This is a genomic window from Burkholderia sp. BCC1999 (genome assembly GCF_905339975.1).
Classification (GTDB): domain Bacteria; phylum Pseudomonadota; class Gammaproteobacteria; order Burkholderiales; family Burkholderiaceae; genus Burkholderia.
Genome location: NZ_CAJPHP010000032.1, coordinates 38,611 through 62,989 on the forward strand (window position 1 = coordinate 38,611; position 24,379 = coordinate 62,989).

The following is a 24,379-nucleotide window of genomic DNA, read 5'->3' on the forward strand; positions in this document are numbered from 1 at the left end:
GCCAAAGGGGCTTGCCGCCCCCTGGTGTGTGTCTTGATGTCGTGCGCGTCAGATGCGCATCGGCATCACGACATACTTGAACTCGTCGTTCTCGGGCACGGTAATCAGCGCGCTCGAGCTGGCATCGCCGAGGCTCACCTGGACGGTGTCGACCTTCAGGTTCGCGAGCACGTCGAGCAGATACGTGACGTTGAAGCCGATGTCGACGGTATCGCCCTGGTAGGCGATTTCCAGTTCTTCCTGCGCCTCTTCCTGATCGGCGTTGGTCGACATGATCTTCAGCTGGCCCGGCGCGATGATGCAGCGCACGCCCTTGAACTTGTCCGAGGTCAGGATGGCCGCGCGCTGCAGCGAACGCTGCAGTTCTTCACGGCCGATCTCGAACGTGTTCTTGTGCGCCTTCGGGATCACGCGCTGGAAGTCGGGGAACTTGCCCTCGACGAGTTTCGACACGAGCTCGACCTGGCCGAACGTGAACTTGGCCTGGGTTTGCGCGATGTCGATGGTGACGGTGTCGTCGATGTCTTCGAGCAGGCGCTGCAGCTCGAGAATCGTCTTGCGCGGCACGATGACTTCCTGGCGGCCGAACGTGCCGCCTTCGAGCTTCATCGACGAGAACGCGAGGCGGTGGCCGTCGGTGGCCACGGCCATCAGCTGGTCGCCGTCGACGACGAGCAGCATGCCGTTCAGATAGTAGCGGATGTCCTGCTGCGCCATCGCGAAGTGGACCATGCCGAGCAACTGGCGGAACGACTTCTGCGGGACGGTCAGGGTCGCGCCGAAATCCTTCGCCTGCGCGACGGTCGGGAACTCGTCGGCCGCCAGCGTCTGGAGTGCGAAACGGCTCTTGCCCGATTGAACGGTGAGGCGCTTGTCGGCGAGCGACAGCGTGACCTGGCCGTCAGGCATCGCGCGCAGGATGTCGAGCAGCTTGCGGGCGGCGACGGTGGTCGCGACCTGGTCGCCACCGACGCCGAAATCGGCGCGCGTGGTGATCTGCAGCTCCAGGTCGGTCGACAGGAACGAAACGTCCGGGCCGTTCTTGGTGATCAGCAGGTTGGCAAGGATCGGCAACGTATGGCGGCGTTCGACGATGCCGCTGACCGTTTGCAGCGGCCTGAGGAGGGTGTCTCGTTCGGTCTTGACCAGTTGCATAGAGTTCCTTCGTTGAGTAACGGCCTGCAGCGCAGCAGCCTCGCAGCGCCCCGCCGGCCGGGCTCTTGGCCCGCCACCACCGGGGCGGTCAAACCAGTATTGTGCCTCAAAACCGAACCGCCCCCCTTAAATTGGGGCGGAGGCCGAATTATCAAGCGCGCCGCGCGCTCAGCCCTTCAGCGTCTGTTCCAGCACGTGCAGCTCGTGGTTGAGCTGCGCGTCCTTGCTGCGTTCGTCGGCGATCTTGCGCACCGCGTGCAGCACGGTGGTGTGATCGCGCCCGCCGAACAGCTCGCCGATTTCCGGCAGGCTCTTCTGCGTGAGTTCCTTCGCGAGATACATCGCGATCTGCCGCGGCCGCGCGATGTTCGCGGGGCGCTTCTTCGAATACATGTCGGCGACCTTGATGTTGTAGAAGTCGGCGACGGTCTTCTGGATGTTCTCGACCGAAATCTGCCGGTTCTGCACGGTCAGCAGGTCCTTCAGCGCTTCCTTGGTCAGCTCGATCGAGATCTCGCGGCCGTGGAACTTCGAATACGCGAGGATCTTGCGCAGCGCGCCTTCAAGTTCGCGCACGTTCGAGCGCAGGTGCTTCGCGACGAAGAACGCGACGTCTTCCGACAGGTTCACGCCTTCCGACTGCGCCTTGCGCATCAGGATCGCGACGCGCATTTCCAGCTCGGGCGGCTCGATCGCGACGGTGAGGCCCGAATCGAAGCGCGAGATCAGGCGATCGTCGATGCCCGAGATTTCCTTCGGATACGTGTCGCTGGTGATGATCACCTGCGCCTTGTTCGCGACCAGCGCCTCGAACGCGTAGAAGAATTCCTCTTGCGTGCGCGACTTGCCGGAGAAGAATTGAATATCGTCGATCAGCAGCAGGTCGAGCGAGTGGTAGTAGCGCTTGAAGTCGTCGAACGCCTTGCGCTGGTACGCCTTCACCACGTCGGACACGTACTGTTCCGCATGGATGTAGCGGATCCGCGCGCCAGCTTTGTCGAGCAGCAGCTGGTTGCCGATCGCGTGGATCAGGTGGGTCTTGCCGAGGCCGACGCCGCCGTACAGGAACAGCGGGTTATACGAAATGCCCGGGTTGTCCGCGACCTGGATCGCGGCGGCGCGCGCGAGCTGGTTCGCCTTACCGGTCACGAAGTTGTCGAACGTGAGCACCGGGTTCAGCTTCGAGCGTTCGTACATCGAATCGGCTTCACCGCCGGCGGCGGGCGCGGCGCCCGAGCCCGGTCGCCACGTACGGCGGCCGGCGGCTGCTTCGTGCGCGGGCAGGCTCGGCAGGTCGATGTCGGCGTCGTCGGCGTTCAGGTGGTGCGCGGCGGCCGCCGATGGCGTCATCGGCACGTCGGCCGGCGCGGCAGCGGCATTCGCGGCGAGGTTGGCGGCGATCGCGGCGACCGTCGCGGCCGGGCCGCTCGGGGCCAGCGGCGCGCGCGGGGCAGCCGGTGCGGCGCCGGTCGCGGGCGGTGCACTGCGCATGCCTGCCTTGGGATCGAGGACGAATTGGACTTCGATCGGCGCATTCCAGAAATCACGGGCCAGATCGGAGATGCGGCCCGAAAACTGGCTCTTGACCCAGTCCAGCTTGAAACGGTTCGGCGCGGCGATGGACAGCGTGTTCGCCGACGCATCGAAGGCCACCGGGGCCAAGGGTTTGATCCACGTCACGTACTGCTGGGGCGTCAGCTCGCGCTCCAGCAGTGCGGAACAGTGTTGCCAGAAATCGTTCATCAAGTAACTGTCGTTTTTTGCGTGCACAGCGCGGCTCGCCGGCGCCCTTGTCGCGGTTGCGCAACAAGGCCCGAAGCGGTCGTGCGAGCGTGCCTCGGACGCCTGCGTCACAGTCGTGGAGGGGCAGGCGCGGGCCGAAGCGGCGTGCGGGATTCTTGGAGATAAGGCGAGATTCTACCGCCAAACGCGGCCACAGCGCGAGTTATCCACAGGCCGGGTTTGTGGGGCGCGGGGCCGGATCGCCCGGGGCTTGCACAGGCGATCGACTCCTAAAGTATTGACCGTCAACGGAAAAACGGTTTAAATAGCGGGTTCCGCGAAAACCAATCCTGTATTCCCGGCGATTGCGTTCGCCCGAATGCCTCCGGTTAAGGGCACGCGGTCCCCTGAATTTCGACATTCTCGAACAAGTGAGAACATCATGAAACGTACTTACCAACCGTCCGTGACGCGCCGCAAGCGCACCCATGGCTTCCGTGTCCGCATGAAGACGGCAGGTGGCCGCAAGGTCATCAACGCTCGCCGCGCGAAGGGCCGCAAGCGCCTGGCCATCTAAGGCAGGTTGCGCGCTGTGTCCGCCGTCCGCAGTCCTGCGGAAGGTGCCGTCGAGCCGGGTGCGAATCCGTCGCAGACGAAAGCCGCCTTCCCGAAAGCTGCGCGACTTCTGAAAACGGATGAATTTTCATCCGTTTTTCGTTTGCGCCCCTGGCGGCGCTCCGCGCACTTCGTGATCTACGGCAAGCCGACCGGTCAGCCCGCGCGTCTGGGGCTCGTCGTCGGCAAGAAGTATGCGCCGCGTGCAGTAACACGTAACCTCGTGAAGCGGCTGGCGCGCGATGCGTTTCGCCTGCGCCGGACCGAGTTCGCCGGTTACGACCTGCTGCTGCGGCAGCACACGCGCTTCGACAAGAAAGCGCTGCCGAGCGCGGCTTCCGCCCCGCTCGCGGCGATGTGCACGGCCGAGATCCGCGAACTGCTCGACAGGGCAGTCCGGGAAATCGCCCGCCGTGCGTCGAAGCCCGCGTCCGAGTGACGCATCCGTGCCCGGTGCGGCGTTCGCGCCTGCCCGGCCGGTTTTGACGCGGCGTCTTACGGCGCCGCCCAAGGTATGGAAACGGTATTGATCGCCTTGCTGCGCTTCTACAAGGTTGCCGTGAGCCCGATGCTCGGCAACCGTTGCCGTTTTTATCCTTCCTGTTCGGATTACGCGCGCGAGGCAATCCAGTATCATGGCGCCGCGCGCGGCACGTATCTCGCCGTCAGGCGCGTGTGCCGATGCCATCCGTTTTCCGCGGGCGGCATCGACCTCGTCCCGCCGCCCAACTCCGACACTCGCGCTAGCGGCGAAGCCGACGCGCGGTCCCATCGACTCTGAGACAACGCATGGATATCAAACGCACCGTCCTATGGGTGATCTTCTTCATGTCAGCTGTCATGCTGTACGACAACTGGCAGCGGTCCCATGGACGCCCGTCGATGTTCTTCCCGAGCGCCACGCAGACGACCCCCGCGGCCGCTGCCGGCGGCGCATCGGGCACGGGCGCGACGACGACCGCAGGTGAAGTGCCTGCTGCCGCAGCAGGCACCGCACCGTCGACCACCGCTCCGGCCGCCCAGGCGCAGCTCGTGAAGTTCTCGACCGACGTGTACGACGGCGAAATCGACACGCGCGGCGGCACGCTCGCGAAGCTGACGCTGAAGAAGCAGGGCGACGGCAAGCAGCCCGACCTGTACATCACGCTGTTCGACCACACGGCCGGCCACACGTATCTCGCACGCACGGGCCTGCTCGGCGGCGATTTCCCGAACCACAACGACGTCTACACGCAGCTGAACCCCGGCTCGACGTCGCTGACGGGTGACCAGAACGCGCTGAAGCTGTCGTTCGAGTCGCCGGTGAAGGGTGGCGTGAAGGTCGTGAAGACCTACACGTTCACGCGCGGCAGCTACGTGATCGGCGTCGATACCAAGATCGACAACGTCGGCACGGCGCCTGTCACGCCGACGGTCTACATGGAACTGGTGCGCGACAACACGGCCGTCGAAACGCCGATGTTCTCGCACACGTTCCTCGGGCCGGCGGTCTACACGGACGCGAAGCACTTCCAGAAGATCAATTTCAGCGACCTCGACAAGAACAAGGCCGACTTCGTGAACTCCGCCGACAACGGCTGGGTCGCGATGGTGCAGCACTACTTCGCGTCGGCCTGGATTCCGCAGCAGGGCGTGAAGCGCGATATCTACGCTGAAAAGATCGATCCGACGCTGTACCGCGTCGGCGTGAAGCAGCCGGTCGCCGCGATTGCGCCGGGCCAGTCGGCCGACGTGCAGGCACGCCTGTTCGCCGGTCCGGAAGAAGAGCGCATGCTCGAGGGCATCGCGCCGGGCCTGGAGCTCGTGAAGGATTACGGCTGGGTGACGATCATCGCGAAGCCGCTGTTCTGGCTGCTCGAGAAGATCCACGGCTTCGTCGGTAACTGGGGCTGGGCGATCGTGCTGCTGACGGTCCTGATCAAGGCCGTGTTCTTCCCGCTGTCGGCTGCGAGCTACAAGTCGATGGCGCGGATGAAAGAAATCACGCCGCGCATGCAGGCGCTGCGCGAACGCTTCAAGAGCGATCCGCAGAAGATGAATGCCGCGCTGATGGAGCTGTACAAGACCGAGAAGGTCAATCCGTTCGGCGGCTGCCTGCCGGTCGTGATCCAGATCCCGGTGTTCATCTCGCTGTACTGGGTGTTGCTCGCTTCGGTTGAAATGCGCGGCGCGCCGTGGATTCTGTGGATTCACGACCTGTCGCAGCGCGATCCGTTCTTCATCCTGCCGGTGCTGATGGCCGTGTCGATGTTCGTGCAGACGAGCCTGAACCCGACGCCGCCGGACCCCGTCCAGGCGAAGATGATGAAGTTCATGCCGATCGCATTCTCGGTGATGTTCTTCTTCTTCCCGGCCGGCCTGGTGCTGTACTACGTCGTGAACAACGTGCTGTCGATCGCGCAGCAGTACTACATCACGCGCAAGCTGGGCGGCGTCAAGAAGAAGCCTGCCTGACACCCGTTGCACGCGTGGGCGGCCAGCCGCCCGCGACGCACGCAAAAAAAGCCGCATGGTTCGTGACCATGCGGCTTTTTGTTTTTGGGGTTCCGGTGCGAGTTCAGCCCTTCTTCAATTCGCCCGAGTCGCCGTAGAACTGCTCGACCAGTTCCTGCACGAGGTAGCGATGATGCGGCGACAACGCTTCGATCTTCGACGCGAGTTCGATCGTCTCGGGCGTCGGCGGATAGCGCTCGTCGCGCGGCAGCGGTTGCGGCGTCGGGTGTTCGATCACGCTCGGCGACGGGCCGTAATGCAGCCAGTGGAGTTCGACGCGCAGCCATTCGGCAAGCGTTGCGAGTTTGTCCGACGTCGGAATCGTGCGGCCCGTCAGCCATTTATGCGCGGTCTGCGGCGAAACGGGTTGCGCTCCGCGGTGGCGCAGATTGAATCGGTTCGCCAGCTCAGTCGCACCAGTGACCTTCTCCGGGCTGCGCCGCAGGGCGAATTTCAGGCGTTCCGAGAACGCGGCTTTTTCTTCGGATGTCGGCATGGGGGAGATTGTGCAATTCCACCGTCACGTTTCAGACAACCATTCAAGATAAACATATCTCATTCAGACGAATCCCAATCTTGATCAGAGTAGGGGGCGGAATTGAGGGCCGCAGCGTGGGGCCGCTCCAGCAGGCATACTCGTCCGAAACGACGCCTGTGACATCACGCTGGACTGATACTTGGCTTATCCACGGCGGGATAAATTCGGGCGAGTCCGAATGCGGCGTGGCGACCGATGGTGTGTGAGCCGGCACGCTACAATGCCGGCGTTCCGATGCCCGAACTGTTGCGCGGGCGCACCATATTCACCGATCAACCGATTCATCCGATTCCCATGCTCGCTACCGATTCCGATCCGATCGTCGCCATTGCCACTGCTGCCGGCCGGGGTGGCATCGGCGTCGTCCGTGTATCGTTTGGGCGCGGCGGCGAGGCGGCCGCGTTGCCGCTGATCGACGCGTTGTGCGGGCAGAAGCTCGCACTGCGCCATGCGAGCTACGTGCCGTTCCTCGACGAGCACGGCGCGCCGCTCGACCGCGGGATCGCGCTGTATTTCCCGGCGCCGCATTCGTACACGGGCGAGCATGTGCTCGAGCTGCAGGGGCACGGCGGGCCGATCGTGATGCAGTTGCTGCTGCAGCGCTGCCTGGATGCGGGGCGCGGTTTCGGGCTGCGGCTCGCGGAGCCGGGCGAGTTCACGCGGCGTGCGTTCCTGAACGACAAGCTCGATCTCGCGCAGGCCGAGGCCGTTGCCGACCTGATCGAGGCGAGCACCGAAGCGGCGGCGCGTTCGGCCGGGCGTTCGCTCGACGGCGCGTTCTCGCGGCAGATCCATGCACTCGTCGACGACGTGATCACGCTGCGGATGCTGGTCGAGGCGACGCTCGATTTTCCGGAAGAGGAGATCGACTTCCTCGAGGCGGCCGACGCGCGCGGCAAGCTCGCGAAGATCCGCGCGCAGCTCGCGCACGTGCTCGGCGATGCGCGGCAGGGTGCGCTGCTGCGCGAAGGGCTGTCGGTCGTGCTCGCGGGACAGCCGAACGTCGGCAAGTCGTCGCTGCTGAACGCGCTGGCCGGCGCGGAGCTGGCGATCGTCACGCCGATCGCGGGGACGACGCGCGACAAGGTCGCGCAGACGATCCAGGTCGAAGGGATACCGCTGCACATCATCGACACGGCCGGACTGCGCGAGACCGAGGACGAGGTCGAGCGAATCGGCATTGCGCGCACGTGGAGCGAGATCGAGCGCGCGGATGTCGTGCTGCATCTGCTCGATTCGCGCAACGGGATGACGGCGGATGACGAGACGATCGCCGCGCGGTTTCCGGGCGGCGTGCCGGTGGTGCGTGTGCTGAACAAGACTGACCTGACCGGTGTGCCGGCGTGTGTCGAGCATCCGGCGGCGGAGGGCGACCTGACCGAGGTGCATCTGTCGGCGAAGCGCGGCGACGGGATCGACATGCTGCGCGCCGAACTGCTGCGGATTGCGGGGTGGCAGGCGGGGGCGGAAGGCGTGTATCTCGCGCGCGAGCGGCATCTGATCGCGCTGCGGGCCGCGCAGGAACATCTCGCGCAGGCGGCGGATCATGCGGAGCAACGCGCTCAGTCGCTCGATCTGTTTGCCGAGGAGCTGCGGCTCGCGCAGGAGCAGCTCAATTCGATTACCGGGGAGTTCACTTCGGATGATCTGCTGGGGGTGATTTTCAGCAGGTTTTGTATCGGAAAATAACCAGTCGCCCAAGGTTGTCCAGGGGCATCTGGATCACCCTCTCAAACCATTGAAAACACTAGGATTGACTGCCTAGCGTCGCCCAGGTTTGTCTATTGATATCCAGCCTTTGATGGTACACATTTAGGTGCGAAGGGACGTTGTGTCCCAATCGATGTGTACCAACCACGCCGAAAACCGTTGTCCCACTGAATGACACTCGCATCAAGGCGCTCAAGCCGAAGGCGGCGCGCTACTGTATTTCGGACGGTGGCGGCCTCGTGCTGGAGGTCATGACGTCGGGTTCGAAGGTCCGGCGCTACCGGTACACACTGCACGACGAACGGCAGCCGATGGTGACGATCGGCGACTATCCCGCAGTCACGTTGCAGGATGTCGATGCCATTGCAATACTCTATGTCGTTTCTTGCTAAAACCATCGTCGGGATAGAAGCGCTTTGGCCAGATACACGTCTGGAAATGAGCAGTGACCTAAAAGACGCTATGGACGGCTGGCTTCTACTTGCCGAACGAGGCGTCATGGATATTGATCAAGAGGTATCAACGTTGTCGTAGAGCGTGCTACTGCCCCGCGAGAGTCGGCCAGTGTGATTCGCGAACACATAAGATCAACAGGAGAGCCTCTCGAAAATGGTTACTTTCAACCGAAACGGATCTTGGGTTCGGCTCTGGCTCGTGGCTTCCATTGCGCTGATATTGGCTGCTTGCGGCGGGGATATCAGTTCAGAAGGTGCCGGCGGTGGAGGTGGTGGAAGTGGCGGCGGAACGCAGCCTCCTCCACCGCTGCTCACGCTCGGAAGTGGCGGGAAGATGCTGGCTGCTGATGGCAATAGCCTGCTCTACGTCGCGGCGGACGGCTCGGCCCGCATGAGGAATTTCGGCAGTCAGACCGAAGTCGTCCTGAATGGCTTTGCGTCTTTGCAGAACGCCGGAGATTGGCAGCTTAGCGGTGGCTACGCTTACGTCTCCGCGGTTGATGCCGACTGCCCTCAGCCTTTGCCCTTTCATTGCATTTACCAGTGGGACGCGAAAGGCGTGAAGACGAACATGTCGATACTCGCTGGGACAGCCGGTCAATCCGATGACCTGGCGCCATCCGCGCATGACGGGTACCTGCTTTGGAACAGTTATGGGAGCGGTGCCCTTTATAACCAGTCGACAAAGACATTCATACGTCTTCCGCCTGGGGAGAGTGCTGTCGTCAACAGTTTCACTGTTTCGAATGGGATCGTGACTTACTACTATTGGCACCAGTTGCCCGAGGCCTTTTTCCCACAGCAGGTATACATGTGGTCATCTCAGACGCAGACGTCGACAGCGTTGTGGCAAATGTTCCCAGGTGGATCCGTTCAAACGGATGGACAGACCCTCGCTTGGCTTGGTGGTATCTATGCTCAGGGTGGGACGCACATCCAAAATTTGTTTTGGCAGGCTGCAACGGGCGGCCCCGTTTCGATTTCGCCTGATGAGGTCGGCGGAGGCGCCTACTTTCTTTTGTCAGAAGGGGTGCTCGCTTGGGTGGAAACACAGCAGACATTCTCTCGCCTCGATCTTCGGGCAGTGGTGGTGTCGACCGGGAAGATCAACACGCTGTCGACTGACATGACTGCTCGACTGCTCGGCAATGCAGCCGGAAATGTGATCTACCAAGAATCGGCGGCGAACAAGGTGTATCGCTGGCAGGCCTCGACGGGTGTAGTGACCCAACTGCTCGATTCAGTGCCAAACCAACTGATCCAGTCCGGGACGTACGTGTACTACACGCAGGGAAGCAACAACGACGTTTATCAGATTCGGTTGCAGTGAGGATCGGTGGCAAAGGTCGATGTGCCGATCATCGGGGCACGGGACAGGGCTTCCTCGCCGGCCTCACATCGTGCCGTTCGTGGGCGTGTGCCGGGAGGCATGGTGAAAGCTCTATTTGGCCGGACGGGCGCCGCAACCGATTCAACTATCCCCGCGGTGCACGGTGTGGAAGAACACGGAGATTCATCGCTATCTCTCCGATCCATTGCGATATCGAGACGGGTAATTCTAATTGTGGCGCACGTGAGGCAGCGTCACTCAAGTTAGATCGTTGGTGACCGATATGACGTGTCAAGGAGGTGTGACTGTATGGACATGGTAGAACTTGGTAATTCATTCGGCATCGCTTCGCTCATTGGTGCCATCGCTGTACTCTTTGGGGTGAAGGGGGTCAAGCCATATAGTTTCACGACCTTCCTGGTAGGCGCTGGGTTGGTCATAGTTGCGGCAAAAACAGCGGCAACGTTTTCGAACCTGGAAGTGCTTGCGAAGGCTCTCCACTTACAGCATCGGTTGAGCGACAAGGCGCTGGAGGAGAGTCTCCGTGTCAATAGTTTATGGGTGCTCATATACCCGGCGCTTGTCGGAGCGATGGGCGTAAACCTCTTGACCGCATGGTTTCAGTCGAGCAAGCCAAAGACGGATAAGGATTCGATCGAGGCGACTGTTCTGAGGCTGGTTGCGGAGCAACGCACCGCGAATGTCGACAGTAATGTTCAAAGCGATCAAGGATCGTCTGGACCCATGCGACGAGTGCGGAAAAATGAGAGAGCGACGCTTGTGCGGAGGCGCTGAGAGCCTTGCTGAGAAGCGGCCTTTGTATTCCGCGTCACGTTACTGGGATCGTTTGCCCCGACCTTCGGCTACTTGTTGGCTTAGCACGAAGAAGGAAAACAGACGTGGCGGACGAGAGGGCCGTAGCCGATGCGACTATATCGATCAGTCAAACGCCCGGACAGGAAGACCGGTGAGCACATCAAAGGGGCACTATGAGGCGGCTGCTGAGTGACGTGTACGAAGCGTGGTTGAATCTATCGTTGAAGGCGAAGGCCGCCATCGTTATGGGAATCGTAGGATTGGTTCTTGGCGTACCCACAAGTGAAAGAGCGATGATTTGGCTTGGGTTCAGGCAGAGCATGCAGTTGCAACACTGCGCGGACGATGTGACGAAGCCAATTTTGAGCGCTGCGACGAGTCTTGACGCGGAGGCCGTAGGGCGGGCTTTCAATACAGACCAGATGCGCGATATACAGAAATGCGCAAGCGAGGCCATCCAGAAACCGAAAGGCAGCGTCAGCTTTCTGATCGACGAATACCGCCGCCAAACAACGCCATGACAAAAATTACAACAGATCAGATCAAGGCTGCGTGCGAGGTAGCGAGCGCCGTTTTTGACGGCGATGTATCGACGCCTGAGGGGGCGCAAAGGCTCAACGAGAATCATGGACTGAACCTTGGAAGCGCCCGGGACTTTATCGAAAACTACCGACGCCTGATGGAGGGTAGAGAGTTTCAGCGAACCCTCAGCCTCGAGGCGATGGATTACTTTCTGCACCGAATCGAGGTGGACCGAGGTGCAGCGGCCGTAGATAACGCGATCGCTGCTGCATATGCGCATCTGGACTACTACGCTGGACTAGAGAGGGGAGGCCCGCAACCATCACTGCGTAAACTCATCGATAAATGGGCGGAAAAGCGGGCGGCACATTGTGATCTCGGTGCAATGCAGGCACAGTTTTCGGCTGCGGTGGAGCGGGCGCTGGGTGACTCACCAGCTTTGCGAAGGGCTCGGCTTGGAGAAGCCCCCAGATTGCCCCAGAAGACTCGGGTTGTCACCGAGGCCTATATTCGGAATCCCGATGTGGTTGCCGAGGTATTGATCCGAGCCAAGGGGGCTTGCGAGCGATGCGCGAAGCCGGCGCCTTTCATACGACGCAGCGATTGCACACCCTACCTAGAGGTGCATCACCATGTGCAACTGTCTGCGGGCGGGGAGGATGTGGTCGAGAACGCGATCGCTCTCTGTCCCAACTGCCATCGAGAGTTGCACTATGGCAAATTGGATTGAGTGCGAGATGTGCAAACAGGTTTGGGGTGCGCACATGGAACCGAGGTCTGGTGAGGTGGCCGAATGACGAATTGGGCCGAGGTGGACGCCGCTTTGCAAGAGGCAAAGGAAGTTGCGTCTCGGTTGAAGGCGTCGTTGCCCTCATCAGTCGACGCGGCGCAACAGGGCATCATGTTCAAGTCGTTGTTTTACGCCTTGGTAGTCCGAGAGGCGTTGTTGCATCGAATCGTGGCGCTTGCGGATGATGCTTTTGCGCTTCACCACGCGTCACGTTCGCTAAGTGCCGCCATCATCGCACGTTCGATGTTAGAGACGATGTCGATACTCGGGTACCTCCGAGGAGTCTTTGAGAAATTTGAAGTTACCGGAGACGAGAAGGTCCTGTTCGACCGGATAGCAAAGGCGGTTGTGGGCGCCAGAAACATGCAGGACGAGGCGCCCACCGCAGTTCATGTTTTGAAGGCGATCGAGGAGACGGAGCAGCGCATCGGTGTTCCAGGATTGATGGCGGTTTACGAGTCTCTTTGTGAGTTTACACATCCGAACTGGAGTGGGGTGCTAGGCTCTTTCGGCGAGCATGAACATGCGCATCGCGTGGTGTTCGGAACGCCCCCGAGAGCTATTCCTCCGGTGGAGGTGCATCTCGCAATTATCCTGACTACGTTCGAGCAGTTCTATACATGGCTCGGCGAGGCAATCTTCACGGCGAACGCAAGGCTTGAACAGAATCGTCAACGCGAAGGATCGTCTTCCTCGACGAGTTCGCGAAGTTTTTCGCAGAAGTCTCCGTAACGCATAGCGATGCAGCGCTTCCCTGTTGGAAAGCGCCGTAGACTGCGACGGTCCTCGGAGATGAACCAATCAGCGGCCGTAGCCGCAACATCAACGATAAAGGCATCTGCTTCGCTATTGGATGTGCCGCGGTGAGCGTCATAGACTTCGCCAGAGCCCAAGCAATCACCGGCGCGCATGATGCCGGCCCGCGCGACGGCGTGGCCAATGATTTCGACTGGGAATTGATCCGGGAAGCCAGCCTCGCGCTGGTGTAGCTCTTCAGCAACTTGGCGCGGCATCAGAATCGCGACAGCTTGCTGTTCTATTAGGTTGAGCAACAGCTCGACTCTCTCTGCATCCTGCTCGAGACGATCATAGATGTTTGAGTCAAGGATGATCTGGATCATTGGAGTTTGTTTGGCTAGGGAGCTGGGACGAGGGCGCGAGAAGGGTGGACAGTCTTCGAGCCGTCTCGGAGGGGGCGTCGATAGCGCCGGAGATTTCAGGCCAGGTATAGACGTGCCGCCCTGTTGCCCGAGCTCGTTTGAAATGACTGTCGTTCAAATTGTTGGTGATTACGACGGCACCTTCCGATAGCGCGACCAAGAACGCGTCCGTGCGGTTCTTCGGGATCGCTTTGCCGGGCCGCTCGGTCACTTTGACTGACTGCAGCGTCTGGGTCGCGCCTTCATCCGCCCAGTAGCCATGGTCGAACCCAGAATAGCCGTTACTCGAGCCGTCCGGGCCCGCAAAGCCGAAGACGCCGCGCTCGGGTGCGACCGCCAGGAGGTGCCGGCAAAGATCCTTCTCGGCCGCTGTTGCGTTGTTGCTCTGGATGCCCTGCTGGTACTCGATGGCAAGGTCTGGCGTCACCGCTAGAGTGAACTCGCTATCCACCAGCGCGGCGACAGGGTCGACGCCAGCTCGAGCCAGATCGGCCAAGGTGTTGTTGTCGAAGTAGACGTTCATGGCACAACTCATTAAGGGCGACAGGTCAAATGGTAGGACACGTTTCCCCTCGTGACAGCGTGATCTCTGGGTGTAAGGACTACGAGAGCTTCCAAGGTTCGCCTTCGTGGACGGTGCGTTGTGACAGGCGCTATTTTTCCTTTTGAAATTAAGAGTTTAGAGCTAAACTCCGAACATGCCGAAAAACGACCAACGTCCAATTCTTGAGTCTTTTACAGCTGCGCAGGCCGCTCGGCTCGGCGGGTTGTCGCTGGACATGGTCAACTACTTGTCGCGATATGGGATCGTTGTTGCAAGCGGCAATCACCGTCGCGGGCGAGGTTGCCAGAGAAAGTACCTATATGTCGACGTGTTGCTCCTCAAAATCGTGAGCAGTCTGCTGGAGAGAGGTGTCTCGGTCCTTCGCTTGAGGCGAGCAATGGCCGCGATTTTGAGACGGCGCGACAAGGGCGATATCTTGTCGGCACGCTACTTGGTGACGGATGGACGTGCGATGTACTTTCGCGATGGTGATGTACTAGAGGTCCTAGAGTCTGGGCAACTAGCCTTCGCCTTCGTCATGGATCTGTCAGGGGCACGCAAGGAGTTGGATCGTGAGATTCGCCGCGAGTCCCGCGTCGCATGAAAATCGTGACAGCTGCGTCCGGTGCTATGATGCGCCGCTCAACCGAGATGATGTGAACTACGTGAACGACATTCGCGTCCGTGTGACCCCTGAATTGGTTCGGGCCCGCTTTGGGCAGGATGCCGAACGTTATCTCGCCAATAAGGGGCGTGGCGGCGAAAATAACTTCAAAGGCGGCCGATACGAGCAATTTTTTGCGGCGCATCGCATTGCTCAATTGGCTGTTGCTTTTGTTAGCGACGGCGCAGATGCTTTGGTTGAGGCCCAAGCATATGGATTTGTCGACGACCTCGTCGTGACGACATCTGGCGACGGAGCATATAGCGCCTATCAGCTTAAGAATTCTGGCAACGTCAGTTGGACGGCTGGGGAACATCCAATCGCTGACGACTTCAGAAATCAGTACTCGATCACTCGAGATTTCGGTTACGCAAGCATCAGGCTGAAGCTGGTGTGTTCAGACGAGGCCTGTTGCGGGAGGCTGGAGCGCGACGTGCCGGCCGACATCAGCGAGTATTCGGCTGCTGAGCACTTTCCGTATGCAGCGGCCACCCACGAAATTTTGATGAGCAACGCTCGGCTTAGAGATGATTTTGCGAGCTTGCACATCAACGAGCGTGGAGGGGCACTCGAGAGTGATGAGGTCGCGAGCTTGCTTATTGGGGCTTGGGCAAGCTTGCCACCTGAAGCCAAAGTAAGCGACGTCTACGCAAAGGTCCGGCGACTCTCTCCAACGATCATTCGACCAGCACGTTCGGATGCTGATGCGCTGGCGATGTTGCTCCCCGCATGTAAGGCAATACTTGACGCTGTGCAGCACTTTTCATACAACATTCGTCGAGGTGTGTTTCGATGGAGCGAAGAATTCGGACTGTCCGGGCAATTGTCATACGATTGCTTTGACGACCGTTTCCGAGCGTTTCAGGACCGGATTTTGGACGCGCATCCCGCGACCCTTGACGACTTGCTGGAGTTGTTGCGATGAAAGCATACGGTCGCACTACCACTGACTACTCCTCGCACAATACGGACACGCTCCTGGCGGCGCTTGCTAGTGAGCGGACGGACGTCGAGCACTACCGTGAGACCATGAAATCACTCGGTGGTGAACTGGCGCGCGCGATTGTGCCGAAGGTTAAGGGGCCGGATGCTGGCTCCACGATTTGTATCGCTTGCACCGTAGAGGATGCTGACTATTTGGCGCAAGGTCTGATAGATGGGCTCGTCGCACGTGGAGTCGGCGCGGATAAATTGCGCCTCTTCTGTTTCTGGAATGAGCGACTGACGCGTTTCGACGATGAGCAATCGGGATCGTTCGATATCGCTCCCATTGTGAAGCAGTACGAGGAGCCGGTTGATCTTGGCAAGGCGGTATTGGTCGTCATTAAGTCGATCATCTCAGGTGCTTGCGTGGTCAAGACCAACTTATCGCGGTTGATCGATAGGGCAGAACCCGAAAAGATCTTTGTAGCCGCTCCAGTTATGCACGTAGAGGCGAAGAAGCGTCTGGAAGAACAATTCCCTCCCAGTGTTTCTGAGCGCTTTGATTTCGTAACGTTTGCGATTGACCGCGTACGAAGCGCAGATGGGCACACGGTGGTTCCGGGCATCGGCGGTTCGGTATACGAGCGATTGGGCTTTGAAGATCGACTTGGTGCATTGCCATCTTTGGTTCTGTCCCGCCGCAAGGAGCGTCAGCGCGCAGCCTAGCGATTGGAGCACAGACGTTTTAAGGTACACACTACGGTACACAAAGGCCTCGCCTATTTGGCGGGGCCTTGTTGTATATGGCCAAACAGGAAGTTGCTAGGTTCTGTATCGGAAGCCGTTGCCCGATGCCGTACATCGACGGCAAGCGGCCATACGGGGATCGCACTTACTACCCGTTCGACATGGCCGAACTGTTGGGTGAGCCATACAAGCGGGACGCTCGCGGCGATCTGGTCAAGGACGGGAGAAAGGACGCGCGCCTGGAGCGGCTTCACGGCGAAACGCTCGCCGCGCTACAGGTATTCCTGATGCATGCCGATCTGACCGGGCGCGCCTGATCGGGTTTCGGTCCGGTGCGTCGATCGCGTTGCGAACAACAGGGCGATCGACGGATTCGAACCCTTCACGACGACAACGACGCTTCGCGCCTTTACGCGATCGAAGCGCCGACATCTTCACCTGCCTCAATCCCAATGCCGGTGATGGTAATACCCGCCACCACCGTAATATCCGCCGCCGTCAGGCACCACGATACAGCCGCTCAGCAACACGGCGACGCCGGCAATCAGCAAAAGAGTCTTCTTCATGGCACTCACCTGCTCGGGTTCGATATGAAACCCAGCATAGCGAGCGCTTCCAACACCGGCTGTAAGCGATCGTTTCCCTGTTACGCAATCCGTAACGGCGGATTATTCCGGTCACAATGACCGTAACAAATAGCCAAACAGCAGACGTTTTCAGGTGGCGACGACCCGGTTTCGCCCCGTATCCTTCGCGCGATACAGCGCGGCGTCGGCGGCTTCGATCAATGCATCGGGCGTCGACAGATCGTCGGTCGACACAGTCGCGCAACCGACGCTGACACTCACGCGTCCGGCCGGCGAGTCGGGCATCTCGAGGTCGAGCCGCAACACGGCTTCGCGCGCTTCGTCGGCCACCACTCGCGCACCGCGCGCACCCGTGTTCGGCAACACGATCGCGAACTCCTCGCCACCGTAACGCGCGACGATATCCGCCGGCCGCCGCACCGCGCCGGCAAGCGCATTCGCAACCGCGATCAGGCACGCGTCGCCTTTCACGTGACCGAACGTGTCGTTGTAGGCCTTGAAGTGATCGACGTCGACCATCAGCAGCGACAGCGGTTCGCCCTGCCGCCGCGCCTGCAGGAACAGCATGTGGAAATGGTCGTTGAAGTGGCTGCGATTGAATGCACCGGTCAGCCCGTCGCGCGCGGATGAACGGATCAGCGTCGCGTGCGCCTCGAACAGCTGCTGATACAGCATCGTCACTTCCCACGCGAGCACGCACACGAGCACGCCGGGCGTGAACATGCTGAACACGCGCGCGACGTACCAGCCGACCGTGAAGCGGTTCGTCGTCAGAAGGTTCAGCGTCGTGTCGGTGAGGCACGCGAGCACCGCGATCGCGAGCCACAGGTCGAGCGTCGTGCGCAGCCGGCCCGTGACGAGCACCGCGACGAGCGCGAGCGCATTGAGGATCCACACGACGAGCGCGATGCCGTTGAAGGGCAGCACGGCCGCATTGCCGGGCGGATGGAACGCGGGCGGCAGCGACACGTTCAGCGCGAGCGCGCACAGGAGCGCGGCCGCGACGGCCGGCCCGCCGACGAGCGCGACCGTCCAGCGGCGCGTCTCTTTCTCGCCGACCGGCGCGCGCGTCAACCGCTCGCGGGCGAACAGCGCGGCCATCACGAAGCACGGGAAGCCGGCATGCCAGAAGACCCACATCCACGCGGCGCTCTGCGGGCGCGCGCCGAGCAGGCCATGCGGCGCGAACACGCCGGGAAAGGTGAGCAGCTGCAGCGCGACGGCGAGGGCGGTGAACGCATAGGCGCCGCCGAGCGCGCCGAGCACGGGCTGGCGCGTCACGGTGAACTGCGCGCCGAGGAAGAACGCGGCGATGCTCGCGGTCGTGAACACGGTGAGCGCACACATCGGCATGAACGGCTCGACGGCCGGCAACGTGACGTTCGCGTGCGGCGCGGCAATCCCGAGCGCAAGCAGGATGACGAGCGCCGTCAGCGCACCGAACCAGAGCTGACGTCGCGTCGTATGCTGGATCAGGATGCCTTCCATGGAGTCCCCCGGACACGCGTGCTCAAACACCCGTTCTTGCGCCGGGCGGCACGCCTCCCGATCGCGGCGCGACCGGTGCGGCCCGATCCTATCGCGTTATTGGCGTCCGCTCAAATGCCGAGCCCCGGGCCGAAGTTGCCGGCGACCCACTGCGTGACGGCATTGACGTCCGCATAGTCCTGTTCGGGCAGGCCGTCGAGCATCGACAGCACGTCGTTGCTGGCGCCGGCGTCGCGTGCGGCGTCGACGATTGCATCCTTGTTCGCCGGGTAGCGGACGGCCGCCAGCACGTCGGCGATCTGCAGGTCGATCGTTTCGTGAGGGATATCGTGAGCAGGGGCAGCGGGCTTGTCGTTCACGTCGGCGTCTCGCGGGTTGGGCGGGAATCGGATCGAAGCGGAAAGGCGGCGCGCCGCGCGTTACCGGGCCCGGGATGGCTCGGCCGGCGCAGGCTGCGGATCGATGATGAGCCGGTTCAATGACCGCGTCGCACGCGGCGCCACGGATGCTTCCAGTCGATATGCGGGGCGTTTTCGTCGCGCGGATGCTGGCGCCGATGTTCCTGCCACAGTTCGTCGGAAAACAGCGCCGCGACGATGACGAGCGGCAGCACGAGGAATGTTCCGAGTATGACTTGCTCGATCACGATAGCCTCCTTGCGGTGGCAGGAACCCTTGCTCCCATTCTAGGCTCTGAACCTCGCCCGCGTTCATTTTCTTACAGTGCGAAACGGGCCCGGACGCGGCCGCGCCGCACGGGCGTTTCGCACGAGCGCCGGCATCAAAAAGGACATGAACATGCAACTCCAGAACGATACCAACACGCTCGCGCTGCGACCGCTGGAGCGCCAGGACCTGCGCTTCGTCCACGAGCTGAACAACGACGCGAAGATCATGCGCTACTGGTTCGAGGAGCCGTACGAAACCTTCTCGGAACTGTCACAACTGTACGACCGCCACGTGCACGACCAGCGCGAACGCCGGTTCGTCGCGGTCGATTCGCAAGGCGAACTGGTCGGCCTCGTCGAGCTGATCGAGCTCGACTACATCCATCGCCGCGGCGAGTTCCAGATCATCATCGCGCCGCAATGCCAGGGGCGCGGCTATGCGGGCCAGGCGACGCGCCTCGCGATCGAGTACGCATTCAAGGTGCTGAACATGCGCAAGCTGTACCTGATCGTCGATACGTCGAATGCGGCGGCGATTCACGTGTACGAGAAATGCGGATTCCAGCACGAGGCCGAATTGAAGGAAGAATTTTTCGGAAACGGCGCGTATCACAACGCTTATCGCATGTGCATTTTCCAGCGCGATTATTTCGAGCGTCAGCAATCCAGCCCGAATAAGGCAGGGTAAACGCGCTGGCGAAAGGCACTTGCGGCGGGGCTTCCACGGGCACCGAATACATTCGGGGAACTACGGATAAATACGGATTCGCTTATACCTGGCATTTTTCTTGTATCAGGTATTTGCGATTCCGCGCTGCGGTAAAGTTGAATCGTTTCGAATGACTTTATGTGCGGCGCATCAAAATGATCCGGATGACGAAATGGATTATCCAAACCGTTCAATCGTCACAATGTAACTTGGATGAAAGCCTTGTCGGACAACGCTTTCCGCCCGGCATGACGGGCCTGTCCGACACGCAACAGGTTTTGCCCGCCGCGCGCGCCGCGCAAAAAACGGGCTGCGCACGGGGTGCGACAATCCGCCGCTATTGCGGTCGCACAACAAATGTGCTTGCTATCGTTTACCGGTCTTCTAAAGTGAAAAACGCGGGTTCACGATCATCTTTAAACGCATAGCTAACCCAAGCCTGGTGCCCGCAGCCTGGAGACAGAACATGATGAAGCGTACCGGTATCCTTTTTGCCCTCGTCGGCGCATTTTGCGCGGTGTCGATTGCCCAGGCCGGCGGCGATTCGGCCGTCAAGCCGACGCAGGAAATCCAGCTGACGAAGAATGCCTGGGGCTGCCTGTCGAAAGACAATCTGGATTCCGTACTGAGTCACGAGCGTGACGGCAAGTCGCAGGCGAAGCAGCAATACTTCGACGACTACCGCTGCTTGTCGGTGCCGGAAGGCCAGCGCTTCCGCGTGGTGTCGGTCGATCAGGGCGACGTGCAGTTCGTCAGCGCCGACAACAGCGACCAGCAAGGTCTCTGGACCGATTCGCGCTTCGTGAAGCAGTAACCGATCGATCCCCGCGCAGTCGCACGACGCGCGAGCGCACCGGCCCGATGTGCCGGCGGCGCGAACCGAACACGGCCCGGCTGATGTCGGGCCGTTGTGCTGTGGGGCGCGCATGACACGCGCCGGACGGCGCGCATTCGGTATCATCACGGCCCGACCGAACCGAATGCCCGCCCGGGCCGACTCCGCATGGCGCTGAAATCCACGATCTACAAAGCCGAACTCCAAATCGCCGACATGGATCGGCATTACTACGCCGATCACGCGTTGACGGTGGCGCGCCATCCGTCGGAAACCGACGACCGGATGATGGTGCGCATCGTCGCGTTCGCGCTGTTCGCGCACGAGCGGCTCGAATTCTGCAAGGGACTGTCGGACGTCGACGAGCCCGATCTGTGGCAGAAGGACCTGACGGGTGCGATCGACGTGTGGATCGAGGCCGGCCAGCCCGACGAACGGCGCATCTCGAAGGCGGCCGGCCGCGCCGGGCAGGTCACGGTGATCGCGTACGGCGGCAAGACGTCGGATATCTGGTGGCAGGGCGTGCGCAGCAAGGTCGAGCGGCTGCGCAACGTGCAGGTGCTGTCGCTCGCCGACGGCGTCGCGACCGCACTCGGGCGGCTCGCGGAGCGCACGATGCGCCTGCAGTGCACGGTGCAGGATGGCGCGGCGTGGATCTCGAGCGCGGACCACGATCCGGTCGCAGTCGAATGGACCGTGCTGAAGGCGCGCGCGGACGCGTAACGGCCCGCGTGCCGACCTCGTTCAGCCGATCGCGGCCGGTGGCCCCTTGAATTCGACCATGTTGCCTTCCGGGTCGAACAGGTAGATCGACGGCCCGTAGCCGCCGGCGCCGTAGCGTTCGGCCGGGGCGCCCGGCCGCGCGCCATGCGTGGCGAAATGGGCGATCAATGCGTCGGGATCGAACGGCTCGACGCGCAGGCACAGGTGATCGAGATTGCGCCCCGTGCCGGGCGGCCCGCTGTCGGCGCGGTCGATCGGGCCGCCGACTGTCAGCAGGTCGATCAGCGCATCGCCGGCGCGCAACTGCACGAGGCCGAGATCGGGCTGCTCCTTCTCCACATGGCAGCCGACGGCGTCGCAGTAAAAGCGCGTCATCGCCGCCATGTCGGTCACGCGCAGCACGATGTGATCGATTCCGCGGATGGTGGGCTTCATGAACGGATGCTCCTTCGCTGTCGACGAGCATCGAGTGTAGACGCATCGCGCCTGCGCCGCCGGCCGGAACACGGCACAATCGACAGACGAAAAAAAGCCCGTTCACGCAGTGCGGAACGGGCTTAATCCATATCAGGAGGAGACATGGAGGAGACAGTTCCAACTATACACACGGCGATGGTGCGACGCAATATTTCGAATGCAAAAAAACGTCAGGACGGCGATTTGTCGCATCCGCACTGCAGCAAAACGGTGACGGGACGATGACGAAAACCGCGCCGGAGCAGCCGCTTCGGGCGTTTTGTCGGATTTATTCCTGATCGATGTGTCCCCGGTTCGCTGCCGCGAATCACAGAGCAAGATTCAGGGCGCGACGGCATGCGCCGATGTCTAGAGTAGGCACCATCTACACTAGAGAGTGCGAGGTTCAGATGAAAACCGCCTATCCGACCGACGAGGCCCGCTGGGGCGCCGTGACCGAGCGCGATCCGCATGCGGACGGCGCGTTCTTCTATGCCGTGAGCACGACCGGCGTGTTCTGCCGTCCGACCTGCGCGTCGCGGCTGCCGCGTCGCGAGAATGTGTCCTTCTTCGCCGATCCGGCGGCCGCGCGTGCGGCCGGCTTCCGCCCCTGCAAGCGCTGCCAGCCGGAAGGGCTGCCGCGCGAGCTCGAGATCGTCAACCGCGCATGCGCGGTGCTCGACGCGCATGCCGAGCGGCTCACGCTGCAGCAGTTGAGCGACGCCGTGCACGTGAGTCCGTTCCACCTGCAGCGGCTCTTCAAGCGCGTGGTCGGCGTGTCGCCGCGCCAGTACCAGGCCGCGCAGCGCGGCGCCGCGCTGCGGCAGGCGCTGCAAAGCGGGCAGCCGGTCACGCAGGCGGCCGTCGACGCGGGTTTCAACTCGCCGTCGCGGCTCTATGCATCGGTGCCGCGCGAGCTCGGGATGGCGCCGTCCGCGTTCCGTCGCCAGGGCGCGGGCCTGCGGATCGACTATGCGACCGCGTCGACGTCGCTCGGTACGGTGCTCGTCGCCGCAACCGAACAGGGCATCTGCCGGATCGCGTTCGGCGACGAACCGGCGGCGCTCGTCGGCGAGCTGAAGGACGCGTTCGCGCGGGCCGAGCTGGTCGAAGCGTCTGCGCGGCTCGCGCCGTTCGTCACGCAGATTCGCGCGTATCTCGACGGCACGCGGCACGCGTTCGACCTGCCGCTCGACATCGCGCCGACCGCGTTCCAGCAGCGTGTGTGGGAAGCGTTGACGCATATTCCGTACGGCGAAACACGCAGCTACTCGGAGATTGCCGAGGCGCTCGGTTCGCCGCGCGCGGTGCGGGCGGTCGCATCCGCGTGCGCGTCGAACCCGGTCGCGCTTGCGATCCCGTGCCACCGTGTCGTGCAAAAGGGCGGTGCGCTCGCCGGATATCGCTGGGGCGTGCGCCGCAAGGCGACGCTGCTCGCGTCCGAGGCGCGCCATAGCCACAACGATGAAGCCGAAGCCGTGACGGAGGGCAGTGAGGTTTGAGCATCGATAAAGCAATGATCACATCCATCGCGAACGGCGGCCAAGTGCCGCCGTCCACGCAGATGGAGCTGCGCTACAAGGCGCCGTACGACTGGGCGCGTGTGCTGCGTTTCTTCAGCGGGCGCGCGATTCCGGGCGTCGAGCAGGTCGCGGACGGCGTGTATCGCCGCATCGTCGACCTGCACGGCGATGCCGGCCGGCTCACCGTCACGAAACATCCGCGCAAGCATTGCCTGATCGCGACCGTCGAAGGGGCCATCGCACGTCATGTCGACGAGGCGTTCGCCGCGCGCGTCGCGACGATGTTCGACCTCGGCGCCGATCCGGCCGCGATCGGCGGCGGGCTCGCGCGCGATCCGTGGTTCGTGCCGCTCGTCGAGGCCGCGCCGGGGTTGCGCGTGCCCGGCGCGTGGTCGGGGTTCGAGCTGGCCGTGCGTGCGATCGTCGGCCAGCAGGTGAGCGTGAAGGGCGCGACGACGATCGTCGGCCGGCTCGTCGAACGGGCCGGCGAGCGGGTGATTCATAAAGACGACAGCGCGCCGGCGTGGCGTTTCCCGACCCCCGACGCGCTGGCCGCGTGCGATCTCGACAAGATCGGGATGCCTGGCAAGCGGGTGGCGGCACTGACGGGCGTGGCGCGCGCGGTGGCGGCCGGCGACGTGCCGGTCGATCGCGCACATGCCGATCTCGCGACACTGCGCAGCGCGTGGCTCGATCTGCCGGGCATCGGCCCGTGGACCGTCGAATACATCGCGATGCGCGCGTGGCGCGACCCGGACGCGTGGCCGGCCTCCGATCTCGTGCTGATGCAGTCGATCGCCGCGCGCGATCCGGCGCTCGACCGGCTCACCAGCCAGAAGCGCCGCACCGAAGGCTGGCGGCCGTGGCGCGCGTATGCGGCGCTTCATTTGTGGAACGAAGTGGCCGACCGGGCGGGCGGCGCGCGCGGCGGGTAATCGCGGCGGCGTGCGGCCGGGTGCGATCGGAGCGTGTCGCGATGCAACGCGTTGCGCAGGCCGTGCATGCCTCCCCAGGCCGCCCGCCAGATGCCGGCCATCGCGGTAACACCTCGAATCCGGCGCCTGCCGGACGCCGCGCGTGCGATGCAGCCGCACGCGCCGTTTCCCGGTCGGTTCGGCGGCGCGGTTGCACCTTCCGCCACCCGTTCCCGCTTCACGTTCCGTCCGACGAATTCGCGGAATCGGCTCGCCCGCCGGCGCCGTCTGG

General features: G+C 62.2%; 29 protein-coding genes and 1 pseudogene. 20 read left to right on the top strand and 10 right to left on the bottom strand.

What is annotated here, in order from left to right; all coding sequences use genetic code 11:
* Positions 1 to 48 precede the first annotated feature (48 nt).
* Together dnaN and dnaA are read right to left on the bottom strand one after the other, a co-directional pair.
* Positions 49 to 1,155: a DNA polymerase III subunit beta gene (dnaN, locus tag U5809_RS31860; RefSeq protein ID WP_006756934.1), complete on the bottom strand. Its 1,107-nt coding sequence runs from the start codon at positions 1,153 to 1,155 to the stop codon at positions 49 to 51.
* A 168-nt stretch (positions 1,156 to 1,323) separates the two neighbouring features.
* On the bottom strand, positions 1,324 to 2,898 hold the full coding sequence (gene dnaA, locus U5809_RS31865; RefSeq protein WP_322089447.1) for a chromosomal replication initiator protein DnaA: 1,575 nt from the start codon (positions 2,896 to 2,898) through the stop codon (positions 1,324 to 1,326).
* Positions 2,899 to 3,319: 421 nt separating this feature from the next.
* Here dnaA and rpmH point away from each other — a divergent pair, with 421 nt between their 5' ends.
* From rpmH to yidC, 4 genes are all read left to right on the top strand, one after another.
* Entirely contained in the window at positions 3,320 to 3,454 is a 135-nt protein-coding gene (rpmH, locus tag U5809_RS31870; RefSeq protein WP_004198824.1) for a 50S ribosomal protein L34, read from the top strand.
* A 15-nt stretch (positions 3,455 to 3,469) separates the two neighbouring features.
* On the top strand, positions 3,470 to 3,931 hold the full coding sequence (gene rnpA, locus U5809_RS31875; protein ID WP_322089448.1) for a ribonuclease P protein component: 462 nt from the start codon (positions 3,470 to 3,472) through the stop codon (positions 3,929 to 3,931).
* 75 nt (positions 3,932 to 4,006) lie between these two features.
* Complete coding sequence (yidD, locus tag U5809_RS31880) at positions 4,007 to 4,273, top strand: membrane protein insertion efficiency factor YidD (protein ID WP_059232865.1); 267 nt, start codon at positions 4,007 to 4,009, stop codon at positions 4,271 to 4,273.
* Between the two features lie 8 nt (positions 4,274 to 4,281).
* Complete coding sequence (yidC, locus tag U5809_RS31885; RefSeq protein ID WP_322089449.1) at positions 4,282 to 5,946, top strand: membrane protein insertase YidC; 1,665 nt, start codon at positions 4,282 to 4,284, stop codon at positions 5,944 to 5,946.
* Positions 5,947 to 6,049: 103 nt separating this feature from the next.
* Here the strand turns inward: yidC and U5809_RS31890 are convergent, their stop codons facing one another.
* Complete coding sequence (locus U5809_RS31890) at positions 6,050 to 6,481, bottom strand: transcriptional regulator (RefSeq protein ID WP_282506245.1); 432 nt, start codon at positions 6,479 to 6,481, stop codon at positions 6,050 to 6,052.
* 336 nt (positions 6,482 to 6,817) lie between these two features.
* Between U5809_RS31890 and mnmE the strand changes: the two genes are divergently transcribed.
* From mnmE to U5809_RS31925, 7 genes and pseudogenes are all read left to right on the top strand, one after another.
* Entirely contained in the window at positions 6,818 to 8,212 is a 1,395-nt protein-coding gene (gene mnmE / locus U5809_RS31895; RefSeq protein WP_322089450.1) for a tRNA uridine-5-carboxymethylaminomethyl(34) synthesis GTPase MnmE, read from the top strand.
* A 140-nt stretch (positions 8,213 to 8,352) separates the two neighbouring features.
* Positions 8,353 to 8,580 (top strand): annotated as a pseudogene (locus U5809_RS31900) (Arm DNA-binding domain-containing protein); the annotation flags it as partial.
* 10 nt (positions 8,581 to 8,590) lie between these two features.
* On the top strand, positions 8,591 to 8,767 hold the full coding sequence (locus U5809_RS31905; RefSeq protein ID WP_322089451.1) for a hypothetical protein: 177 nt from the start codon (positions 8,591 to 8,593) through the stop codon (positions 8,765 to 8,767).
* 75 nt (positions 8,768 to 8,842) lie between these two features.
* Complete coding sequence (locus tag U5809_RS31910; RefSeq protein ID WP_322089452.1) at positions 8,843 to 10,018, top strand: hypothetical protein; 1,176 nt, start codon at positions 8,843 to 8,845, stop codon at positions 10,016 to 10,018.
* Between the two features lie 309 nt (positions 10,019 to 10,327).
* Positions 10,328 to 10,813, top strand: a complete 486-nt coding sequence (locus U5809_RS31915) for a hypothetical protein (RefSeq protein WP_322089453.1) — start codon at positions 10,328 to 10,330, stop codon at positions 10,811 to 10,813.
* A 460-nt stretch (positions 10,814 to 11,273) separates the two neighbouring features.
* Positions 11,274 to 12,086: an HNH endonuclease signature motif containing protein gene (locus U5809_RS31920; protein WP_322089454.1), complete on the top strand. Its 813-nt coding sequence runs from the start codon at positions 11,274 to 11,276 to the stop codon at positions 12,084 to 12,086.
* A 63-nt stretch (positions 12,087 to 12,149) separates the two neighbouring features.
* The gene (locus tag U5809_RS31925; RefSeq protein ID WP_322089455.1) at positions 12,150 to 12,878 is read left to right on the top strand and encodes a hypothetical protein; all 729 of its coding nucleotides are present in this window, start codon (positions 12,150 to 12,152) and stop codon (positions 12,876 to 12,878) included.
* Here the strand turns inward: U5809_RS31925 and U5809_RS31930 are convergent.
* Positions 12,818 to 13,267, bottom strand: a complete 450-nt coding sequence (locus U5809_RS31930) for a hypothetical protein (RefSeq protein WP_322089456.1) — start codon at positions 13,265 to 13,267, stop codon at positions 12,818 to 12,820. The two genes, U5809_RS31925 and U5809_RS31930, sit on opposite strands and share 61 nt — an antisense overlap.
* Positions 13,248 to 13,829 (bottom strand): hypothetical protein, encoded by a 582-nt coding sequence (locus tag U5809_RS31935; RefSeq protein WP_322089457.1) that lies wholly within the window; start codon positions 13,827 to 13,829, stop codon positions 13,248 to 13,250. The genes U5809_RS31930 and U5809_RS31935 overlap by 20 nt, the downstream gene beginning before the upstream one ends.
* 175 nt (positions 13,830 to 14,004) lie before the next feature.
* On the opposite strand from U5809_RS31935, the gene U5809_RS31940 reads away from it, so the two are divergent.
* From U5809_RS31940 to U5809_RS31955, 4 genes are all read left to right on the top strand, one after another.
* Positions 14,005 to 14,454: a hypothetical protein gene (locus U5809_RS31940; protein WP_089484700.1), complete on the top strand. Its 450-nt coding sequence runs from the start codon at positions 14,005 to 14,007 to the stop codon at positions 14,452 to 14,454.
* A 52-nt stretch (positions 14,455 to 14,506) separates the two neighbouring features.
* Positions 14,507 to 15,439: a hypothetical protein gene (locus tag U5809_RS31945; protein ID WP_322089458.1), complete on the top strand. Its 933-nt coding sequence runs from the start codon at positions 14,507 to 14,509 to the stop codon at positions 15,437 to 15,439.
* Positions 15,436 to 16,164: a hypothetical protein gene (locus tag U5809_RS31950; protein WP_322089459.1), complete on the top strand. Its 729-nt coding sequence runs from the start codon at positions 15,436 to 15,438 to the stop codon at positions 16,162 to 16,164. Before U5809_RS31945 ends, U5809_RS31950 begins: the two co-directional genes overlap by 4 nt.
* A gap of 125 nt (positions 16,165 to 16,289) precedes the next feature.
* Positions 16,290 to 16,502 (top strand): hypothetical protein, encoded by a 213-nt coding sequence (locus U5809_RS31955; protein ID WP_322089460.1) that lies wholly within the window; start codon positions 16,290 to 16,292, stop codon positions 16,500 to 16,502.
* 126 nt (positions 16,503 to 16,628) lie between these two features.
* Here U5809_RS31955 and U5809_RS31960 read toward each other — a convergent pair whose 3' ends face one another.
* The 4 genes from U5809_RS31960 to U5809_RS31975 all read right to left on the bottom strand — a co-directional run bounded on the left by U5809_RS31960 (position 16,629) and on the right by U5809_RS31975 (position 18,906).
* Positions 16,629 to 16,751, bottom strand: coding sequence for a hypothetical protein (locus tag U5809_RS31960; RefSeq protein ID WP_021157980.1), 123 nt, complete (start codon positions 16,749 to 16,751; stop codon positions 16,629 to 16,631).
* Between the two features lie 150 nt (positions 16,752 to 16,901).
* A complete protein-coding gene (locus tag U5809_RS31965) occupies positions 16,902 to 18,260 on the bottom strand; it encodes a sensor domain-containing diguanylate cyclase (RefSeq protein WP_322089461.1) in 1,359 nt (452 codons plus the stop codon).
* A gap of 110 nt (positions 18,261 to 18,370) precedes the next feature.
* A complete protein-coding gene (locus tag U5809_RS31970; RefSeq protein ID WP_322089462.1) occupies positions 18,371 to 18,619 on the bottom strand; it encodes a DUF2795 domain-containing protein in 249 nt (82 codons plus the stop codon).
* A 116-nt stretch (positions 18,620 to 18,735) separates the two neighbouring features.
* Positions 18,736 to 18,906: a hypothetical protein gene (locus U5809_RS31975; RefSeq protein WP_322089463.1), complete on the bottom strand. Its 171-nt coding sequence runs from the start codon at positions 18,904 to 18,906 to the stop codon at positions 18,736 to 18,738.
* 151 nt (positions 18,907 to 19,057) lie between these two features.
* On the opposite strand from U5809_RS31975, the gene speG reads away from it, so the two are divergent.
* The 3 genes from speG (at position 19,058) to U5809_RS31990 (ending at position 21,194) form a co-directional block, all read left to right on the top strand.
* Entirely contained in the window at positions 19,058 to 19,615 is a 558-nt protein-coding gene (speG, locus tag U5809_RS31980) for a spermidine N1-acetyltransferase (protein WP_226267621.1), read from the top strand.
* Between the two features lie 487 nt (positions 19,616 to 20,102).
* A complete protein-coding gene (gene sap1, locus U5809_RS31985) occupies positions 20,103 to 20,450 on the top strand; it encodes a surface attachment protein Sap1 (RefSeq protein ID WP_027788811.1) in 348 nt (115 codons plus the stop codon).
* A gap of 189 nt (positions 20,451 to 20,639) precedes the next feature.
* Entirely contained in the window at positions 20,640 to 21,194 is a 555-nt protein-coding gene (locus U5809_RS31990) for a YaeQ family protein (protein WP_124455812.1), read from the top strand.
* Positions 21,195 to 21,215: 21 nt separating this feature from the next.
* Here the strand turns inward: U5809_RS31990 and U5809_RS31995 are convergent, their stop codons facing one another.
* Entirely contained in the window at positions 21,216 to 21,629 is a 414-nt protein-coding gene (locus tag U5809_RS31995; protein WP_322089464.1) for a VOC family protein, read from the bottom strand.
* A gap of 431 nt (positions 21,630 to 22,060) precedes the next feature.
* On the opposite strand from U5809_RS31995, the gene ada reads away from it, so the two are divergent.
* Positions 22,061 to 23,152 (top strand): bifunctional DNA-binding transcriptional regulator/O6-methylguanine-DNA methyltransferase Ada, encoded by a 1,092-nt coding sequence (ada, locus tag U5809_RS32000; RefSeq protein ID WP_322089465.1) that lies wholly within the window; start codon positions 22,061 to 22,063, stop codon positions 23,150 to 23,152.
* Positions 23,153 to 23,166: 14 nt separating this feature from the next.
* Positions 23,167 to 24,108, top strand: a complete 942-nt coding sequence (locus U5809_RS32005) for a DNA-3-methyladenine glycosylase family protein (RefSeq protein WP_415877978.1) — start codon at positions 23,167 to 23,169, stop codon at positions 24,106 to 24,108.
* Positions 24,109 to 24,379: the final 271 nt, after the last annotated feature.